We start from the raw sequence: 18,353 nt of genomic DNA, 5'->3' as shown, positions 1-18,353 counted from the left end.
CTATGTTACATCGTCAAAACTCAGACACAACGACGCCCTTCATCGAGATCAGAGATTTGGTCAAACACTTTGGAGCGGTGATCGCGCTGAATGGCGTTTCATTAAGCGTACGGGCTGGAGAGGTGCTCTGCCTTTTGGGCGACAACGGCGCAGGCAAATCTACGCTGATCAAGACGTTGTCGGGTGTTCACAAACCCACCTCCGGCGAGTTCTTGGTGGACGGCGAGCCGGTTGAATTCGGCAGTCCGCGCGACGCGCTGGATGCCGGAATCGCCACGGTCTACCAGGACCTCGCAATGATCCCGCTGATGTCGGTGAGCCGGAACTTCTTCATGGGACGCGAGCCACTGAAGCGACTGGGGCCGATTTCTTGGTTCGACCGCAAGTTCGCGGATACGGTCACCCACGACGAGATGATGAAGATCGGGATCGATGTCCGCGACCCGAACCAGGCGGTCGGTACCCTGTCGGGTGGCGAACGTCAGTGCGTCGCCATCGCCCGCGCCGTGTACTTCGGTGCGAAGGTTCTCATCCTCGATGAACCCACGTCCGCACTCGGCGTTGCGCAGACGTCGATGGTCTTGAAATACATCGATGCCGTCCGGTCGAAGGGGCTGGGAGTGATCTTCATCACCCACAACGTCCGTCATGCCTACGCGGTCGGGAACCGCTTCACTGTTCTCAACCGCGGCAAGACCGTCGGCGTTTTCAAGAAGGACGAGATCGCCATCGACGAGCTGCAGAATCTGATGGCGGGCGGCAAGGAATTACAGAGCCTCTCGGACGAGCTCGGCGGAACAATCTAGTACTACTACGGAGAAGCAAAGTGACCGTTATCAAAATAGGTCTCATCGGCGCAGGCTGGATGGGACGTGCCCATGCGGCTGCCTTTGAGAATGCGACCCGGATATTCGGGACGGAGCCTGCCACCCTGAAGATCGTGGCTGTGGCGGATGTCAACGAACCTGCCGCGAAGGGATTTGCCGAGCGGTTTGGCGTCGAGCGATATACAAGCGACTGGACAAGCATCGTCAACGATCCCGAGATCGATGTCATCGACATCACGACGCCGAACGATGCTCATCCTGAGATCGCTCTCGCGGCAATCGCGGCTGGCAAGCACATGTACTGCGAAAAGCCGATGGCGAATACGGCGGCCGAGGCGCGTGCCATGCACGAAGCCGCCAAGAAGGCCGGCGTCGTCACGCTTGTCGGGTTCAACTATCTTTGCAGCCCGATCCAGGCCTACGCCCGGCAGCTTATCGAAAACGGGGATCTGGGCGAGATCTTCCATTTCCGAGGCACATTCGACAACGACTACATGGTCGATGAGAGTTTCCCGTTTACCTGGCGGACGGACGCGACTGCCGCAGGCAAGGCGGGCGCTCTCGGCGATATGGCAAGCCATGTCCTGAGCCTCGCGCATTATCTTGTCGGTGAGGTGACGGAAGTAAGTGGCGCGCGCCAGATCCTTCATGCCAAGCGCCGCGACGCAAAAGGCGCAGAGCGCACCGTCGAAAACGACGATCTTGCGCACTTCATCTGCCGCTTCAAGAATGGCGCTTCCGGCTATCTGGAAGCGAGCCGCATCGGGACGGGTCGCAAGCTTTACCTCTCATACGAAATCCAGGGCACCAAAGGCGCGCTGTTCTTCGACCAGGAGCGCATGAATGAGCTGAACTTCTACCGTCAGACCGACGATCCGGCAGAGCGAGGCTACAAGCGCGTTCTCGTGGCTCCGCAGCATCCGGACTATGCGGCCTTCTTCGGACTTCAGGGAAATCCACTCGGTTACAATGATCTGAAGATCATCGAAGCGCGTCGGCTGATCGAGTCCGTCATCTCCGGCCAGAGCTGGATCGCGAATTTCGAGTTTGGATACACCGTCGACCGCGTGGTCGAAGCGGTTCTTGTTTCGGCCGACGAAGGCCGATGGGTGAAGACTGAGGAGATTGCCTGATGACCGCCGCATACCAGCTCGCCAATGCCCCATGCTCATGGGGCATCGATTTCGCTGACCGTCCGGAGAATCCGGCATGGACGAAAGTGCTCGACGAAGCGGCGTCGGCAGGTTTCTCCGCCATCGATCTCGGGCCAGTCGGATTTTTCCCGACAGATCCCTCCCAGCTTAAGAACGAGCTTTCGAAGAGAAATCTTCGGCTCTCGGCGGGCGGTCTCTTCGATCCGCTCACGGATGCCCGCGCGTTCGATGGCATTGTCGACAAGACGAGACGCACATGCTCGATCCTCAAGGATCTCGACGCCCCCCGGCTCGTCATCATCGACTGCGTGTCCGACGAGCGCGGCAAATACGCTGGCCGCCCCAGCGACGCTCCGCGTCTTTCGTCAGAGGATTGGAAGGCCATGATCGGCCGTATCGTCGAGCTCGCGAAGATCGCGAAGAACGAGTACGGAGTTAAATCCTACCTCCATGCCCACGCGGGCTGCTACATCGAATATGAAGATGAACTCGACCGCGCCATGTCGGACCTTCCGGAGGACTTGGTTGGCCTTTGCGTCGACACCGGGCATTCCGCCTATGCCGGGATCGACCCGATCGCCCTGATCCGGCGGTATGGCAGCCGTATCGGCCACATGCACCTCAAGAACATCGACAGGGACGTTCACGCGGCGTGCGTCGCCGACAAGACCGGATTCTTCGATGCGATCGCCCGCGGCATCTTCTGCCCATTGGGCAAGGGCGTCGTCGACTTCGTCGAAGTTCGCGATGCGCTCGATGCTATCGGCTACCGTGGGATGGCCGTTGTCGAGCAAGACGTCGATCCCACCGGCAATGCGTCGCCGCTCAGCAATGCCAGGGAAAGCCACGACTACCTCGCTTCGATCGGGATGTCGTCGTCGGACAGGGGCTGAAGATGGAAGCGTCCTGCGTCGTCGATTGCAAGAACACGCTTGGCGAGGGTTGCGTTTGGGACCCTCGCGACCGAAGTGTCTACTGGACGGATATCGCCGAGAGTAGAATCTACAAGCTCGGCGCTGATGGCGCAGTGACGGTTTTTCCGCTTCCGGAGCGGGCAGGATTCATTCTGCCTCGGAAGCATTCGGGCTTTGTGCTCGGGCTCGCAACCCGTGTGGTGATCGGCGATGCGGGATTCAGGAACTTCGAGACAGTCTCCGTCATCGAGGAGGGGCTTCCGCAGACCCGCGTCAATGACGCGGCTGTCGATCCTTTCGGCGGCGTCGTGTTCGGAACGTTCGACGAGCGGGACCGCAAGCCAGCCGCTGCTCTTTATCGCTGCGCTCCGACAGGCGAGATCACGAAACTGCTCGAAGGGATCACGATCAGCAACGGGATCGCGTTCTCGCCCTCGGGGGACGTCATGTATTTCGCCGACACGGCCGAGGGAACCATTCGCCGCTTCGAGATCAGAAGTTCGGGTTGGACGAACTTGAGGGAGCTTGCTCCCCTGGCCAATCTCGACGTCGCGGATGGCCGGCCGGATGGAGCTGTGGTCGATTCCGAAGGGTCGTATTGGAGCGCCCGGGTGTGGGGCGGCTGCCTTGCGCGGATCGGTCAGGACGGTCAGGTCCAGGAGACGGTGAAACTGCCGACCAAGGGGCCGACCTGCGTGACGCTTGGTGGCAAGGACGGACGAACCCTCTACGCGACAACATTACGCGTTATGCACACCGACGATGAACTGGAGGCAGCACCCCTCGCCGGCGGGCTTTTCGCGGTCCAGGTCAAGGTTCCAGGCGTTCCCCAACGCCTTGCCGCTCTATGAATTGGTCTTTTTAAACGAAGGAATGAGACGATGAAGTTCTGTGTTTTCGGTGCCGGCCGCATGGGCGCGCAGCACATCGCGAATGTCGCGGCCAACGAGAATGCCGTGCTCGAGTATGTGGTTGATGTCGACTTGAGTCGCGCCCAAGCGCTTGCGGCTCGTTACGGTGCGCAGGCCACCGATAATCCCCGCGTGGCTTTGAACGATCCGGCCGTCGACGCGGTCATCATCGCATCCGCGACCAACACTCACGTAGACCTGATAGTCGACGCTGCAAAAGCCGGCAAAGCTGTCCTCTGCGAAAAGCCGATTGATCTCGATATCGCCCGGGTCGATTACTGCGCGCAGCAGATCAGCGGCCTCAACGTCCCGATTATGATCGGATTCCAACGGCGCTTCGACGCTACGCACATGGCCGTGAGGAAGGCCGTTGCCGGAGGAGAGGTCGGCCAGGTCGAGGTCATCACGATCGTCAGCCGCGATCCATCTCCGCCACCCGCATCCTACATCAAGGTTTCCGGCGGCCAGTTCCACGATCAGATGATCCACGACTTCGACATGGCCCTGTGGCTCGCCGAGCCGAAGGGTTCACTCGAGATATGCGCCATGGGGAGCAATCTGGTCGATCCGGCAATCGGGGAGGCGGGTGATACCGACACTGCGCAGGTTCTGATCCGGTTTGCCAACGGCGCTTTTTGCCGCATCGATTGCAGTCGTCGGGCAACCTATGGCTATGACCAGCGCGTCGAGGTCTTCGGATCAAAGGGCATGGTGACCTCTGCCAATCTGCTCAAGACGGGGATCGAGCGGTTCGGCGCCGCCGCCACGAATGCACGCGATACGCTGTTACCGGGATTCATGGAACGCTATCTGCCGACCTACGCGACGGAACTCGATTACTTCATCGACGCGGTGTCAAACGAGCGGAAGATCGAGTCCGACTTCCAGAGCGGCCGCAAGGCGGTGCTGCTCGCCGACGCTGCGCGGAAATCGCTGAAGGAAGGAACTGTCGTCCGCCTCGACTTGGACGCCTGACATTTCGATCCGGACCAGATCCGGATCTCACATGGAATTCCGTAGCAAGGAGCTTGGATTCCCATCTGCAACAGTTCGAGCGCGGTCGCGCCAGCCAACCAATTTTCTAGGAGGTTCACCCATGACCATTCGCCACCTGAAGACAGGCAAGCCTGCCGCCGATCGCGCCGAGGACGATGCGAAGGTTCGGGCAGTTGTCGAAGCTACCCTGAAGGATATCGAGGCGCGGGGCGATGCCGCTGTGCGCGAGCTTTCCGAAAAGTTCGACAAGTATTCGCCGCCTTCCTTCCTTCTTTCGACGTCTGAAATAGAGGCGGCCATCAACAAGGTCTCCACACGGGACATGGCCGATATCGAGTTCGCCCAGGCTCAGATCCGCAAGTTCGCGCAGGTTCAGCGGGATTCGATGAAGGACGTTGAGGTGGAAACGTACCCCGGCGTCATCCTCGGCCACCGCAACATCCCCGTCCAATCGGTCGGCTGCTATGTCCCGGGCGGCAAGTTCCCGATGGTCGCCTCGGCGCATATGTCCGTGCTAACTGCCTCGGTTGCCGGTGTGCCTCGTATCGTTGCTGCTGCGCCAGCCCAGAAAGGTGAACCTCATCCAGCCATCATCGCAGCGATGCACAAGGGCGGTGCGCACGAGATCTATGTTCTCGGCGGCATGCAGGCAATCGGGGCGATGGCGCTCGGAACACAGACGATCAAGCCCGTCGACATGCTGGTTGGGCCTGGGAATGCGTTCGTCGCCGAGGCGAAACGGCAGTTGTACGGTCGGGTCGGCATCGACCTTTTCGCCGGGCCGACGGAGACAATGGTGATTGCCGACGAGACTGTCGATGCCGAGATCTGCGCCACCGATCTTCTCGGGCAGGCAGAGCACGGCTACAATTCGCCTGCGGTTTTGGTCACCAACTCGGAGAAGCTCGCGCGGGGAACTCTGTCGGAGATCGATCGTATCCTGAAAATCCTGCCGACCACCGAGACCGCCTCGGCATCCTGGCGCGATTATGGCGAAATCATCGTTTGCGATACATACGAGGAGATGCTGGATGTCGCCAACGACATAGCCTCCGAGCACGTGCAAGTCATGACGGATCGCGACGACTGGTTCCTTCAGAACATGCACTCCTACGGCGCGTTGTTCCTTGGTCCGAGGACAAATGTCGCGAATGGCGACAAAGTGATCGGCACGAACCATACTCTGCCGACGAAGAAAGCTGGGCGCTACACAGGCGGGCTGTGGGTTGGGAAGTTCCTTAAGACGCACTCGTATCAGAAGGTGGTCACTGATCAGGCCGCCGCTGACATTGGCGCCTATTGCTCGCGGCTGTGCATACTTGAGGGTTTCGTCGGCCATGCGGAGCAGGCGAATGTTCGTGTTCGACGCTATGGTGGCCGCAACGTCCCTTACGGAGCTGCAGCGGAGTAAACACTTGAACTCGAGATGGTGACCTTATGAGCATGATGCTTCCCCGAACCCCCTCGTTCCGCCTTGATGGCAAACGGGCTCTGGTTGTCGGAGCCTCGTCCGGTATCGGATTTGCGGCAGCGGTTGCGCTTGCCGAAGCTGGCGCGGCCGTTTCCCTGGCGGCCCGCCAGTCGCCGAAGCTCCAGGAAGCCGCAGATTCGATCAGCGCGGCGGGATTTGCTGCGGACGCAGTTCCGCTCGACATTACGGATGTTGGAACCCTATTGGAGACTGTCTCCGCCAGGGGGCCGTTCGATGTTCTCGTCAATAGCGCGGGTTTTGCTATTCATGGGCCTGCATTGGAAACAACGGCGCGAGATTTCGATACCGTGTTCTCGATCAATGTCAGAGGGGCTTACTTCCTCGCGCAGGCCGTCGCCAAAGGTCTCATCACGTGCGGCAAGCCCGGATCCTTGATCACGATTTCTTCCCAGATGGCGCATGTGGGCGGTGTTGACCGGGCGGTCTATAGCGCAACGAAGCACGCGGTTGAGGGTTTTACCAAATCGATGGCGATCGAATGGGGTCAGCACGGCATACGCGTCAATACAGTGTGCCCAACGTTCATTCGAACGCCGCTCACCGAGGAGACGTTCGCAAACCCGGAGCGGATCAAGTGGATCAACGAGAAGATCAAGCTCGGGAGAATTGGCAAGGTCGAGGACGTTATGGCCGCTGTTCTTTATCTGGCGTCCGATGCGTCTTCAATGGTAACCGGGACTGCGCTAATGGTCGACGGAGGCTGGACCGCAGAGTGAGAGTCGCGGTCGGAATGACGTCGTCCTCACTTCGATTCCCATCAAGAGGATAGGACCTCCTCTTTCGGCCGGCCCTAAGCGAACTTGAGTGCTGAAGTTTTGCGCCGTCCGGCGAATGACCAGCTCTCCCGCCAGGGCAACATTAGAACTCTCATCTCGCCGGTGATAATCGCCAATAGGACCCCTACCATCTACTCGTAGGGCTGCGTTTGCCGCACGCCAGCAATCGGCCCGGAAGGCAATGCAACGGCCTTGATATTCCAGGAAACGACGCACGAGATTGACTCGGCATATTGGTGTGATCGGATTTCGCGATCTACACAGCCCTCCCGCGGAATAACCGGGCTGGAGAGGGTTTGATATAGATGGAGACATCGACAGGGAGAATGTCTGATGCTCACGAAATCGCCATTCCGGTATGATGTTTTCACCGCCAATAAGCAGCCTCGATACCAGGGCGGTCCGGCGAACCTGATATGCAAAGCAGTGATCACCGAAACCCATGATGCAAAAACCTTCGTCTTCGAAGACGCTTTGAACCGCGCCTTCGACTTCAAACCCGGCCAGTATGCTTTGTGCAGGTTCGAGATCGAGGGGAAAGCCCATTACCGAGCTTACTCCGTCTCCTCTGCCCCGACGCGGCCACACAATGTCTCGATCACGGTGAAGAGAGTGCCGGGCGGCCTGGTCTCGAATTGGCTGAACGATCACGCCTGTCCCGGAATGAGGTTGGATATCATGGATATCGCGGGTGATTTCAATATCGTCGACCGCCCGTTTGAAAGGCCACTCTTTCTGTCGGGCGGCTCCGGGATCACTCCAGTCATGTCCATGCTACAGTTCCTCAACGACACGGCTGATCCGATGGACATCGCGTTTGTCCACTTTGCGCGAACTCCGCACGACGTCATCTTCCGGGATCAGCTCGATTTCATCTCCCGACGGTTCAAGAACGTCAGCATGCACCTCGTCGTCGGCGACGATCTGAACGATGACTCCTTTTCCGGCTCAACAGGAGAAATTAGCGCCGCGCTCCTCCGCTCACTCGTTCCCGACCTCCGCGGGCGGGAAGTCTTCATGTGCGGTCCTGAAGGCTTCATGCGGGCGGCGCGCTCCATCTTTTCCGAGCTTGATGTCGTAGCCATCAACCAGGAAAGCTTCGGTGAAAGGATCGCGATTCCCGAAAACGACAAGCAGGGCGGGCAGGTCAATTTTACCCTAACAGGTGCCACCCTCGACTGCGCGGCGGGTGAAACACTGCTGGAGACGGCGATGAACGCGGGGGTCTGGATTAATAGCTCTTGTCGGCAGGGCGTCTGCGGTAGCTGCCGCGTCCGCGTGACGGAAGGTAAAGTGAGGATGGACGACCTCGGGGGCATTACGGAACAGGAGAAGGCCGAGGGGTACGCCCTGGCCTGTTGCAGTCGGCCGATCGGCGCGGTTTCGATCGAAGCGTGATCGCGGGAACCCTCCGCATTTAGAGCGTTTACTTCGTTGCAGCGAGTTGGCCGTCGCCGGCCGGGGAGCCTGCCGCGAGGATCTTCAATGCCTTCAGCAACTTGAGGTGAGTGTGCGAATGACAATTCCGCACGTGGACAGCAGAATAGATGGGATGGGAGATTATGGGCGCGTCCGATACGAGTTCAACGACGCCCTCTTTCTGCAGTTTCGAGGCCACTGAAGCGGTCACGAACGCAGTGCCGCCGCGACTTCTCAGCAGCGTTGTGAGGGCGCTGCCGTGGCCTATGGAAACGCGACTTGAGTCGAGTTCAGGCAGCATCTGCCGATGTGCTTGGTCGAACACCGGAGAATAGTTCGCTCTAATGTAGTCGGAAGCTTTGACGTCGGCGAGAGAGACTCGGCGCGTACTCACCATGAGGAATCGTTCCTCCGCCACTTGCTCATAATGCATGTCTGGAAAATGCTGAGGAGAGTAAAGCACCGCCAGGTCCAGGCTTCCCGTCGTAAGGTCCAGGATCATTTGGTTGGAATAATCGATCTCGATATATATGGCTAACTTCGGCATCGCAGTCTGCGCCCAGTCCAGCCATTTGGTTAGGAGATCCTCGAAAATCTCGGCGTGAATACCGATGCGGATCAGGCGATCGAACTTACCCACCGCCTGGATTTCCCGTCGAGCGTCAAGCCAACGCAGCTTGACGGCCTTGGCGTGCGCTTCGAAGCGGATACCAGCCGCGGTCGGTTCGGTGCCGCTTTTGTTTCGGATGAACAGCTGCTTCTCGAGCAGTCCCTCGAGGGCTCGTATCCGGCTCGACACCGTCGACTGGGTAATGCCGAGCCTATCGGCAGTCTTGTTGAAGCTGCGCGTTTCAATCAAATCCAGAAACGTGTCGAGCAGTTCGATCTGCATGTCATCCTCAAGTGTTCGTCAGCCTTGCCACTTTGTGCCGGACATCGGCGGATAGGCAATCCGTCATCGACTTTTTCGATTAAAGTCGCCCCCCAAGGCGCGTAGCCGCGGCTGAGGGAACCATGCATCCTCAATGGGTTGCTGAAGCGATCCTCTGGAGGTGCACTGGATGTTCATAGTAGACACAGACGTTCACAATTATTGGTCCACGGCCGAAGTGCTTTTGCCGTATCTCGAACCGTATTGGCAAGATTTCCTGGTCCGCGGTGAGAAGCCGGGGCCGACGGGAAGCTTCCCGCACGGACATCGGCCATGGCTGCACCCCGAGGGCTTCTCGCGGCATGACATCAAGCCGGAGTCCGAAGAAGACAACTACTTGGTCATGAAGGAAAAACACCTCGACCATTACGGGATTGATGTCGCCATCCTGACATCCGACGAGCCGCTAGAGGCGTCGACCCTCGCCAACGCCCACTACGCGAACGCCCTTGTGAAAGCCTACAACGATTACATGATCGACTGGTGGCTTCCTAAGGACTCCAGGTTCAAGGGGTCGATCGTCATATCGCCGACCGATCCGCACGGTGCAGCCACGGAAATCCGCCGTGTGGGCCATCACCCCGATATCGTGCAGGTGCTTGCGAGCCATGGGTCGCAACGTCCGTACGGCGATCCGTTCTACCACCCAATCTTCGAGGCCTGCGTCGAGATGGGCCTGCCCTTCGCCATTCACCTCGGAGGACAGGGCGGCGTCAATCACAACGCCATCGCGAGCGGCCCGACCTCCTTTTACTGGGAGACCCACGCACTGCTCAGCCAGCCGGCGATGACTCACGTCGCGAGCATGATCTCCAATGGCGTCTTCGAGAAATATCCCGATCTATACTTCATCGTCATCGAATGCGGCGTCTGTTGGGTGCCCTCGCTGATGTGGAGGCTCGATGCCAATTTCAAGGCGCTCAGGAAGGAGACGCCATGGCTTAAGATGCTCCCGTCGGAATACTGTCGCCGGAACATCCGATTCAGCACGCAGCCGCTCGAGCAGCCCGCCAATGTGAAGCAGCTATGGGACACGCTGGAGCAGATGGACGGCCAGAACACGCTACTCTTCGCATCCGATTACCCGCATTGGGATTTCGACGCGCCGACCAACCTGCACATTCCTCCCGCCTGGCGCGAGAAGATACTCGGCCTGAACGCGCTCGAAGTCTACAAGCGCATCAAAGCTCCGGACTCCCTCGGGAGGGCCGCATGATGTCCGGCGCGACCAACAGAGCATTCGCCTGCAGGATCGAGGATGTCGGCCCGTCAAGTCCCAAGATCGTCAAGGTTGGACAATTGAGCATCGGAATCTTCGAAATCGAAGACGGCTACGCCGCGATGCTGAACGTCTGTCCGCACCGCGCGGGTCAGCTGTGCGAGGGTCCGGTTTGCGGGACGGCCAAGTCGACCGACCGGATGGAGTTCGTCTACGACCGAGCCGGCCAGATCATCCGCTGCGCGTGGCACGGATGGGAGTTCGACATCAAGTCGGGCACATGTCTAGTCGACGAGAAACTGCGTGCCCGGACGTTCCCCGTCCACGTCGAGGAAGATGAGATTTACATAGAGCTGGCCCGCTGACGCGGTATCCAGCCAAGGAGATTGCAAATGGAAACAGTCAAGTTCACCCAAATGAAGGACGGCGACGCCGAAGATTACGCCTTTCTCACCGAACACGAAGTCGAGTACGCAGCCGGGACCGCCGATCGGCTGCTCTCCGCAATGACCGATCTCGACAAGTCTTTGTCGGGGTACAAGATCACCCGCTTGGGCCATTCGCTGCAGGCGGCAACCCGAGCGTGGAAGGATGGGGCCGACATCGATTGGGTCGTGTCCGCATTGCTACATGATATCGGCGACATTTTCGCACCGTACAATCATGACGAATATGCCGCGGCGATCCTCAGGCCCTTCGTGAGGGAGCAGTGCGCTTGGGTCGTCGAGAAGCACGGGGACTTCCAGCTCCTGTACTATGGGGAGCATGTAGGGGCCAACCCGAACAAGCGAGACTCTTACCGTGACAATCAATATTTCGGCGATTGCGCGGACTTTTGCGAAAAATGGGACCAGTCGAGTTTCGATCCTGATTTCGAGACGCTGCCTCTGGAGTTCTTTGCGTCGTTGGTCCACGAGGTTTTCGCGAGAAGGAGCTACGATCCCGCCGTCCTGCGTGTCGGCGTCCGTGAACCTCTTTGCGACCCTCGCACCGCGCAGGCGAGGAAACACGCTAGCCAGGCCGCTTGACCGCGTTCCGTCCGCCCCCAGTGGCGGACGGAACGATCTCCTGTTGTTCGGATTAGCCGTCTTCTGCCCGGCAAGGTCTGCCCGTGTTCATGACCAGTGCCGGTTGAGACCGCCATGGTGCCATTCATCACGGCCACCTGCTCTTCATTGCCCTCTACGTCTACGCATAGACAACCGTGACACGGCGTTCTGGCTTCAAAATCCGAACCTGAGCCCGCAGCCTTGCTGACGCGGGCGCAAGGAGGTTGGGTCGTCTTTGAGTTTTTTGTTACTAGGATGATCCCGTTCTGCTCAACACTTTATCGACCGCCTCGGCAACGATCAGGCGTTGGTGTTCCGGCGTCCAGTATTTCTCATCCAGCAGTGCATAAACGAGAATGCCGTCGCACTGTACCAGCAAAGCGTCGGCGATCCTGCGGGCGTCTTTGAGCGAGTGGCCAAGTAGCCGTATCCACTTCACATGCTTGTCTCTCATGAAGGTATGGATGTTGCGGTGAATGGTCTGAAGTTCCGGCGAAGTTTGTGTGAGCGCCCAGAAAGCCAACCAGACAGACAACTGCCGACGCCGCGAGGGGTCGAGGGGAAGGAAGGCTTCGAGCGAAGCCGTGATCTCGTTGCGATCCAATGTCGTCGGCCAGCGAATTTCCTTCTTGGCCATATCCCAGGCATGCTCGACGGCCGCCTGTACCATCGCTGCGCGATTGGGGAAGTGATGGGTGATCAAACCGATCGTCGCGCCGGCTTTGTCCGCGACCTTGCGCATGCTCACATTCGCGACGCCTTCGTCGGCGATGACTTCACATACGGCATCGACAATCCGCTTTATCGGATCGCCGTCCTGCGGCTTTGCGTTCGTCTTTTTCTGAAGCATGGCTTGCTCGAATGTTTCTGTTGCTGATCCCTGCATAACTTCCCGGCCGTCCGCAGGCAAAGCGATAATCATTCAGTTTGCCAGTTGACCATATGCATAACGACTGTTATGCATATAAATAACAATTGTTATCTTTCAACATAACGATTGTTATCATGGCTGACAACGAAATGGTTTCGCGGAGTGATGACATGTCGAACGCTTCGAAACATCCGCGGCGGCAGTCCTACGACTATATCGTTGTGGGCGCCGGTTCCGCAGGTTGCGTGATCGCCAATCGCCTGTCGGACGATGCAAACGTTAAAGTCTTGGTGCTTGAAGCGGGCGTTCGAGACCGTAACCTTTTCATCCACATGCCTGCCGGAGTCTACAAGGTCTGGAACGACCCTAAGCTCAACTGGAACTACGCGAGCGCGCCAGAAGCCGAGATGGACGGCCGGGAAATCCCGGTTCCGCGCGGCAAGGTCCTCGGTGGCAGTTCGTCAATCAACTCAATGGTCTATCTGAGGGGGCATCCGTCCGACTATGATCGCTGGGCGAGCGAGTTCGGTTTGCCAGAATGGGATTATGCCCACTGTCTCCCCTATTTCAAGAAGGCCGAACGCAACGAACGCGGAGAGAATCCATGGCACGGGGGCTCCGGTCCACTCGGCGTCAGCAAGGGCTCCTCGGCCAGCATATTGTACGATGCGTTCGTTGCTGCTGGGGACGAGGCCGGTATCGGGACCTCCGATGACCTCAATGGCTACAAGCCGGAAGGGCTGGGCCACTACGACAGCACGAAATGGAACGGCCGCCGCTGCTCCGCTGCGGTCGCCTACCTCCATCCCGCAGCCACGCGGCCGAACCTGACGATCGTCACCGAAGCGCTGGTCGAGAAAGTCGTCATCGAAGCCGGGCGCGCGAGATCGATCGTCGTCCGCCACGGCGGTGGGCAGTACGTTGTCCGCGCGGACCGTGAGATCGTCCTGAGCGGGGGAGCGATCAACTCTCCGCAATTGCTCATGCTGTCTGGCGTTGGTCCAGCTGATTCCCTTCGACGCACAGGCATCGAAGTTCATGCCGACGTCCCCGGCGTCGGCCAGAATCTCCAGGACCACATCGATTTGGTGATGCAATGGAGCTGCCCCAAGGCTGTCACTCTGAAGCACCTCGCCAATCCGCTCATCAAGGCGTTCGTCGGTGCGCGTTGGCTTCTCAACAGAAGCGGCCCGGTTGCTTCAAACATCTGGGAGGCTGGTGGGCTCGTGCGTACGGAGGGCGGCCTGCCTGCTCCGAACATACAATACCATTTCGCGCCCGTGGCCATGCGATATGTCGACAATGCAATCCGGCTCGAGCAGGGTTTCCAGATGCATGTGAGCCAGCTCAGGCAGGACGCGCGCGGTCATATCGAACTTGCAGGCACCGATCCGTCAAGGCACCCACGCATCGTCTTCAATTTCCTGCAGACTGAAAAGGATAAGCGGGAGCTCGTCGACGGCGTATTGATGGCACGCCATATCGTCAACCAACCCGTGTTCCGTGAATTTCTTGGCAAAGAGCTGCGTCCCGGCCCATCCGCGAATACCCGGCAGGACATTTTGCGTTTCGTCCAAAGCGTGAGTGAGACGGAATTCCATCCTAGCTGCTCGTGCCGGATGGGAACCGACGATCTCGCTGTGGTCGACACCGATCTCAAGGTCAGGGGTGTGGACGGACTTCGGGTCGTGGACGCATCGGCGATGCCGAACGTGATCAGCTCGAATCTTAACGCCACAGTGATCATGATGGCCGAAAAGGCCGCCGACAGCATCCGCGGGAATCCGGCCCTCAAGCCCGAACGTCCGCTCTTCTTCTTCGACGAGAAGCACGTCGCCTGAAGCCACGAGGTCTCGGACGCGGCTACCCGTCGCTGGGCATGCCTAAGCTCAACAAAGAGGGAACTGAAATGCTGAAATATCTAATAGCCGCGGGCGTCAGCCTGCTTTCCATCGTGCCTTCCATATCCCAGGCCGCCGAGCCGGAGAGCTGCAAACAGGTGCGCTTTTCCGACGTCGGCTGGACGGACATTACCTCGACGACATCGATCTCGTCGATCATCCTGGAGGCCCTCGGCTATCAGCCGAAAAGCCTCATGCTTTCAATTCCGGTGACCTACGCCAGCCTGAAGAACAAGGAGATCGACGTTTATCTCGGTGACTGGGAGCCCGCGATGGTGCAGGATCGCAAGCCCTACATCGAGGACAAGTCCATCTTCGTTGTTGGCCCTAACCTCGAGGGCGCGAAATATACGCTCGCGGTTCCGAAGGCTGCATTTAACGCCGGAGTGAAGGACTTTGCCGACCTCCAAAACTTCTCAGACAAGTTCGATCGCAAGATTTATGGCATTGAGGCGGGAAGCACCGGCAATAACATGATCCAGTCTATGATCGAAAAGAACGAGTTCGGCCTCAAGGGGTGGGAACTGATCGAATCCTCGGAGCAAGGCATGCTCGCCCAAGTCGATCGCCAGACTAAACAGGGCGGATGGATCGTCTTCCTCGGATGGGAGCCGCATCCGATGAACACGAAATACGACATGGCCTACCTTACAGGTGGTGATGCGACCTTCGGCCCGAACTATGGTGGCGCGACAGTTTACACCAACATTCGTTCGGGTTTCATGGCGGAATGCCCCAATGCAAGCCGCTTTCTGCAGAATCTAAAGTTCTCTCTTACGATGGAGAACGAGATCATGGGCGCCATCCTCAACCAAGGTGCGGACCCCAAGGAAGCCGCCGGCGCCTGGCTAAAGGCGCACCCGGAAGTCGTGAAGCCGTGGCTCGAGGGCGTGACGACATTCGAAGGCAAGCCCGCGCTGGATGCCGTTGAGAGAGCTGTGAAGAGCTGAAGGCGATTTATGCTCGCCGGGCTCGGCACGTCATGTGCCCCGGCGAGCTGCGGCGCTCATGCGCTCTCGCCGCTAGAGCTGGCCGGGCAGGTGGCCGGTGCATTCCACTTCGTCTCGTTGGCGTGCGGATAGGGCTGCGTCGAAAGCGAAGGCGCTCGTTGATAAAAGTTTGCGCTAGGTTGAGGGTGCGGCTGACAAATCCACTGTCCGGGCTGCAGGCGGACGCTACCGCTGGAACTCGGCACATTACAAATAAGCGAGATGAACGTCAGAAAGGCTCTGCAGTTGAAGACTATTCTCGCAGTGAAAGCCTTTACGACCCGGCTGTATGAGACATGAGGACTATTGATGATCGACTATCACAAATTTTACATCGATGGCGCCTGGATTGACCCAGAAATTCCAAGTCCATCAGACGTGATCAACCCAGCGACGGAAACCGCATGGTCGCAAATATCCCTTGGCAGCAAGGCCGATGTATATCGCGCCGTGGCGGCCGCAAAAGCCGCGTTTCGATCATTTTCGCTGACCACACGAGACGAGCGTATTGATCTTCTTAAGAGGGTTCTAGCCGCCTACGATGAACGGTACGAAGATATCGCGCAAGCTGTTACCAACGAGTTGGGAGCGCCGATCACGTGGTCGCGAAGCGCTCAGACATGGGCGGGGCAACAACACCTGATCGCAACAATCAAAGCGCTTGAGCAGTTTCATTTTGAGGAGAGGCGCGGCTCGAGCATGGTTCTAAGGGAGCCGATCGGCGTATGTGCGTTGATCACGCCTTGGAACTGGCCGCTTAACCAGATCGTCTGTAAAGTCGCTCCGGCGCTGGCTGCGGGGTGTACTGTCGTGCTCAAGCCCAGCGAGATCGCTCCAATCAGCGGATTGATTTTCGCCGAGGTCATGCATGCCGCCGGCGTCCCGAAAGGCGTGTTCAACCTCGTGAATGGCAATGGCCCTGATGTTGGCCAAGTTATGTCAGGCCATCCTGATGTTGATATGGTGTCCTTCACCGGTTCCACCCGCGCAGGCATTATTGTGGCAAAAACGGCCGCCGAGACTGTAAAGAGGGTGGCGCAGGAATTGGGTGGCAAGTCCGCCAACATTGTCTTGCCCGACGCCGACTTGGCTGTAGCGGTGGCTGAGGGCACTAGATCCTGTTTTAGCAATACTGGTCAGTCGTGTGATGCACCCACTCGCATGCTGGTGCCGGCAGACCGCCATGATGAAGCATTGGCGATTGCTGCGCATATTGCGAATTCGATAATCGTCGGAGATCCTAAAGATCCAGGTGTAGAAATGGGGCCGCTTGTCAGTAAATTGCAGTTCGAAAAGGTCAAGGGGCTGATCCGGATTGGCATAGATGAGGGCGCAACTCTGGCTGCCGGAGGAACGGAGAGTCCGAAGGGACTTAGTCGCGGATATTTTGTCAAGCCGACTGTCTTCGGCAACGTCCGTCCCGGGATGGCGATTGAACGAGAGGAGATCTTCGGGCCGGTCTTGTGCATAATTCCGTATCGCGATGTGGATGACGCGGTCCGAATCGCAAACGACACCGTCTATGGTCTCGCAGCATACGTGCAGGGCAGTCCGGGGTGCGCAAGGTCTGTCGCGCGCAGGCTTCGGGCAGGGCAGGTGCAGATCAACTACCCGTCGTGGGACTTGCAGGTGCCATTCGGCGGCTACAAGCAGTCGGGGAACGGCAGAGAGTATGCAGACTGGGCTATCCACGACTTTTGCGAACTAAAGGGAATTGTGGGCTACGGTGCCTAGCTAGGAGCCCGTCCGGCGGGCGTTCGTCAGAAACATTTCCTCGCGCATCTGCACGAACATCGTGACCGCAGTAGATGCCGCGCCGAGACGGACGCAGTCTCCTGTGGCATCCGCCCTGCGAATACGACGATCTGCGAGGACGGCCTGCTGGCCATCAGCGTCGTCGAGCCGACCGGATCCATCGGGAGCGCCTGCGCGCCCGGCGGAGTGCCAAAGGCATCAGATCGATGAGGCGTCGCGGCCCGTCAAGCGCCGAGATTATCGACGAGGTACTGGCGAAGGCGGGCGATGGCAGGCTCGTTCCAGCGGCTCTTGGAGGCATAGAAATAATAGGAATCCAGGTAGGTTTCCGTTGCTACCGCTTCCACCAGCCGGCCTTGCGCGATTTCGGGCGCGACCAGGATTTCGTTGGCAAGCGCCACGCCCTGGCCGATCGCCGCGGCTTCGATGACGATATGCGCGTAGCCCAGTTTCTGGCCGCTGAGTGTGGCAGGAGCCTTGACGCCGTTGGCGTGGAGCCATCTCACCCATGCGTCAGTGGTCTGCTCGTGAAGCAGAGGAGCCGAGAGCAGATCACGCGGTTCATTCGCTGGATAGCGTTCCAAGAAGTCACGGCTTGCGACGGCGATATGCCTTGGCCGGTATAATTCGAGGGAGTTGCTGTAGGCAATGTACTCCCGCCCGTAATGGACGGCTACGTCCGCTTCGAAGCGCCGGAAATCCGGAAGATGATCGGTTGCCCGCAAGAGCACGACATTGACCCGGGCGGCTCTGTTGATCTCCTCAATTCGCGGCATTAGCCACGACTTGTTGAGGCCCGGCCCGCACCACAGCTTCAGTTGCTGGTGACCCAACGGGCGAAGCATGAACGTCGCGTCGTCGATGTGATCGAAAGCCACTGCGATACGCTCGTGATACTCTTTTCCGGCGCCGGTCAAACGCGTCTCCGCAAAGTTGCTGTCGAGCAGTTTGACTCCAAGCCAATTCTCGAGTTTGCGGACATGCCGTCCGACCACAGTGTGGTGGATCGACAGATCTTCTGCGGCCGAGCGGAGACTGCCGAGTCGGGCGACGGCGTCGAAGGCCCTCAAGGCGGTGAGCGGCGGCAAATTACGAGGCATCGAACCCACGGTTTTGTAAGGAGGCGGTGACGAAAAATATCATATGCAT

At 58.7% G+C, this 18,353-nt stretch carries 17 protein-coding genes; 14 read left to right on the top strand and 3 right to left on the bottom strand.

Going from position 1 to position 18,353, the window contains the following annotated elements; genetic code table 11:
• The first annotated feature begins 2 nt into the window (after positions 1-2).
• From N2601_RS28590 to N2601_RS28555, 8 genes are all read left to right on the top strand, one after another.
• A complete protein-coding gene (locus N2601_RS28590; RefSeq protein ID WP_104827737.1) occupies positions 3-806 on the top strand; it encodes an ATP-binding cassette domain-containing protein in 804 nt (267 codons plus the stop codon).
• Between the two features lie 20 nt (positions 807-826).
• Positions 827-1,960, top strand: coding sequence for a Gfo/Idh/MocA family protein (locus tag N2601_RS28585; protein WP_104827736.1), 1,134 nt, complete (start codon positions 827-829; stop codon positions 1,958-1,960).
• A complete protein-coding gene (locus N2601_RS28580; RefSeq protein WP_104827735.1) occupies positions 1,960-2,874 on the top strand; it encodes a TIM barrel protein in 915 nt (304 codons plus the stop codon). The genes N2601_RS28585 and N2601_RS28580 overlap by 1 nt, the downstream gene beginning before the upstream one ends.
• 2 nt (positions 2,875-2,876) lie before the next feature.
• A complete protein-coding gene (locus tag N2601_RS28575; RefSeq protein WP_104827734.1) occupies positions 2,877-3,746 on the top strand; it encodes an SMP-30/gluconolactonase/LRE family protein in 870 nt (289 codons plus the stop codon).
• Between the two features lie 30 nt (positions 3,747-3,776).
• Complete coding sequence (gene iolG, locus N2601_RS28570; RefSeq protein ID WP_104827733.1) at positions 3,777-4,781, top strand: inositol 2-dehydrogenase; 1,005 nt, start codon at positions 3,777-3,779, stop codon at positions 4,779-4,781.
• Positions 4,782-4,902: 121 nt separating this feature from the next.
• Positions 4,903-6,213, top strand: a complete 1,311-nt coding sequence (gene hisD, locus N2601_RS28565; RefSeq protein WP_104827732.1) for a histidinol dehydrogenase — start codon at positions 4,903-4,905, stop codon at positions 6,211-6,213.
• 32 nt (positions 6,214-6,245) lie between these two features.
• Positions 6,246-7,010, top strand: a complete 765-nt coding sequence (locus N2601_RS28560; RefSeq protein WP_104827997.1) for an SDR family NAD(P)-dependent oxidoreductase — start codon at positions 6,246-6,248, stop codon at positions 7,008-7,010.
• Between the two features lie 393 nt (positions 7,011-7,403).
• A complete protein-coding gene (locus tag N2601_RS28555; RefSeq protein WP_104827731.1) occupies positions 7,404-8,468 on the top strand; it encodes a hybrid-cluster NAD(P)-dependent oxidoreductase in 1,065 nt (354 codons plus the stop codon).
• Between the two features lie 28 nt (positions 8,469-8,496).
• On the opposite strand, the gene N2601_RS28550 is transcribed toward N2601_RS28555, so the two are convergent.
• Complete coding sequence (locus N2601_RS28550) at positions 8,497-9,381, bottom strand: LysR family transcriptional regulator (RefSeq protein ID WP_104827730.1); 885 nt, start codon at positions 9,379-9,381, stop codon at positions 8,497-8,499.
• Between the two features lie 169 nt (positions 9,382-9,550).
• Here N2601_RS28550 and N2601_RS28545 point away from each other — a divergent pair, with 169 nt between their 5' ends.
• The 3 genes from N2601_RS28545 to N2601_RS28535 are packed head-to-tail and all read left to right on the top strand — an operon-like array spanning position 9,551 to position 11,667.
• Complete coding sequence (locus N2601_RS28545) at positions 9,551-10,636, top strand: amidohydrolase family protein (RefSeq protein ID WP_104827729.1); 1,086 nt, start codon at positions 9,551-9,553, stop codon at positions 10,634-10,636.
• Entirely contained in the window at positions 10,633-11,004 is a 372-nt protein-coding gene (locus N2601_RS28540; protein ID WP_104827728.1) for a Rieske (2Fe-2S) protein, read from the top strand. Before N2601_RS28545 ends, N2601_RS28540 begins: the two co-directional genes overlap by 4 nt.
• Positions 11,005-11,031: 27 nt before the next feature.
• The gene (locus tag N2601_RS28535; RefSeq protein WP_104827727.1) at positions 11,032-11,667 is read left to right on the top strand and encodes an HD domain-containing protein; all 636 of its coding nucleotides are present in this window, start codon (positions 11,032-11,034) and stop codon (positions 11,665-11,667) included.
• A 271-nt stretch (positions 11,668-11,938) separates the two neighbouring features.
• Here the strand turns inward: N2601_RS28535 and N2601_RS28530 are convergent, their stop codons facing one another.
• Entirely contained in the window at positions 11,939-12,538 is a 600-nt protein-coding gene (locus N2601_RS28530) for a TetR/AcrR family transcriptional regulator (protein WP_158704615.1), read from the bottom strand.
• A 191-nt stretch (positions 12,539-12,729) separates the two neighbouring features.
• Here N2601_RS28530 and N2601_RS28525 point away from each other — a divergent pair, with 191 nt between their 5' ends.
• The 3 genes from N2601_RS28525 to N2601_RS28515 all read left to right on the top strand — a co-directional run bounded on the left by N2601_RS28525 (position 12,730) and on the right by N2601_RS28515 (position 17,183).
• Entirely contained in the window at positions 12,730-14,400 is a 1,671-nt protein-coding gene (locus tag N2601_RS28525; RefSeq protein ID WP_104827725.1) for a choline dehydrogenase, read from the top strand.
• A gap of 68 nt (positions 14,401-14,468) precedes the next feature.
• On the top strand, positions 14,469-15,410 hold the full coding sequence (locus N2601_RS28520) for a choline ABC transporter substrate-binding protein (protein ID WP_104827724.1): 942 nt from the start codon (positions 14,469-14,471) through the stop codon (positions 15,408-15,410).
• 348 nt (positions 15,411-15,758) lie between these two features.
• Positions 15,759-17,183 (top strand): aldehyde dehydrogenase family protein, encoded by a 1,425-nt coding sequence (locus N2601_RS28515; RefSeq protein ID WP_104827723.1) that lies wholly within the window; start codon positions 15,759-15,761, stop codon positions 17,181-17,183.
• Positions 17,184-17,428: 245 nt separating this feature from the next.
• Here N2601_RS28515 and N2601_RS28510 read toward each other — a convergent pair whose 3' ends face one another.
• Positions 17,429-18,304, bottom strand: a complete 876-nt coding sequence (locus N2601_RS28510) for a LysR substrate-binding domain-containing protein (protein WP_260304434.1) — start codon at positions 18,302-18,304, stop codon at positions 17,429-17,431.
• Between the last annotated feature and the right edge of the window lie 49 nt (positions 18,305-18,353).

The organism is Rhizobium sp. CB3060, assembly GCF_025200735.1.
Lineage (GTDB): Bacteria > Pseudomonadota > Alphaproteobacteria > Rhizobiales > Rhizobiaceae > Rhizobium.
Note: the sequence above shows the minus strand (reverse complement) of the source record. Positions and strands in the feature narration are given on the sequence as shown.

What these genes read in the sequence shown, in the direction of transcription:
- N2601_RS28590 (WP_104827737.1), top strand. Translation starts at nt 3, where the DNA reads ATGTTACATCGTCAAAACTCAGACACAACGACGCCCTTCATCGAGATC.
- N2601_RS28580 (WP_104827735.1), top strand. Translation starts at nt 1,960, where the DNA reads ATGACCGCCGCATACCAGCTCGCCAATGCCCCATGCTCATGGGGCATC.
- N2601_RS28575 (WP_104827734.1), top strand. Translation starts at nt 2,877, where the DNA reads ATGGAAGCGTCCTGCGTCGTCGATTGCAAGAACACGCTTGGCGAGGGT.
- iolG (WP_104827733.1), top strand. Translation starts at nt 3,777, where the DNA reads ATGAAGTTCTGTGTTTTCGGTGCCGGCCGCATGGGCGCGCAGCACATC.
- hisD (WP_104827732.1), top strand. Translation starts at nt 4,903, where the DNA reads ATGACCATTCGCCACCTGAAGACAGGCAAGCCTGCCGCCGATCGCGCC.
- N2601_RS28560 (WP_104827997.1), top strand. Translation starts at nt 6,246, where the DNA reads ATGATGCTTCCCCGAACCCCCTCGTTCCGCCTTGATGGCAAACGGGCT.
- N2601_RS28555 (WP_104827731.1), top strand. Translation starts at nt 7,404, where the DNA reads ATGCTCACGAAATCGCCATTCCGGTATGATGTTTTCACCGCCAATAAG.
- N2601_RS28550 (WP_104827730.1), bottom strand. Translation starts at nt 9,381, where the DNA reads ATGCAGATCGAACTGCTCGACACGTTTCTGGATTTGATTGAAACGCGC.
- N2601_RS28545 (WP_104827729.1), top strand. Translation starts at nt 9,551, where the DNA reads ATGTTCATAGTAGACACAGACGTTCACAATTATTGGTCCACGGCCGAA.
- N2601_RS28540 (WP_104827728.1), top strand. Translation starts at nt 10,633, where the DNA reads ATGATGTCCGGCGCGACCAACAGAGCATTCGCCTGCAGGATCGAGGAT.
- N2601_RS28535 (WP_104827727.1), top strand. Translation starts at nt 11,032, where the DNA reads ATGGAAACAGTCAAGTTCACCCAAATGAAGGACGGCGACGCCGAAGAT.
- N2601_RS28530 (WP_158704615.1), bottom strand. Translation starts at nt 12,538, where the DNA reads ATGCTTCAGAAAAAGACGAACGCAAAGCCGCAGGACGGCGATCCGATA.
- N2601_RS28525 (WP_104827725.1), top strand. Translation starts at nt 12,730, where the DNA reads ATGTCGAACGCTTCGAAACATCCGCGGCGGCAGTCCTACGACTATATC.
- N2601_RS28520 (WP_104827724.1), top strand. Translation starts at nt 14,469, where the DNA reads ATGCTGAAATATCTAATAGCCGCGGGCGTCAGCCTGCTTTCCATCGTG.
- N2601_RS28515 (WP_104827723.1), top strand. Translation starts at nt 15,759, where the DNA reads ATGATCGACTATCACAAATTTTACATCGATGGCGCCTGGATTGACCCA.
- N2601_RS28510 (WP_260304434.1), bottom strand. Translation starts at nt 18,304, where the DNA reads ATGCCTCGTAATTTGCCGCCGCTCACCGCCTTGAGGGCCTTCGACGCC.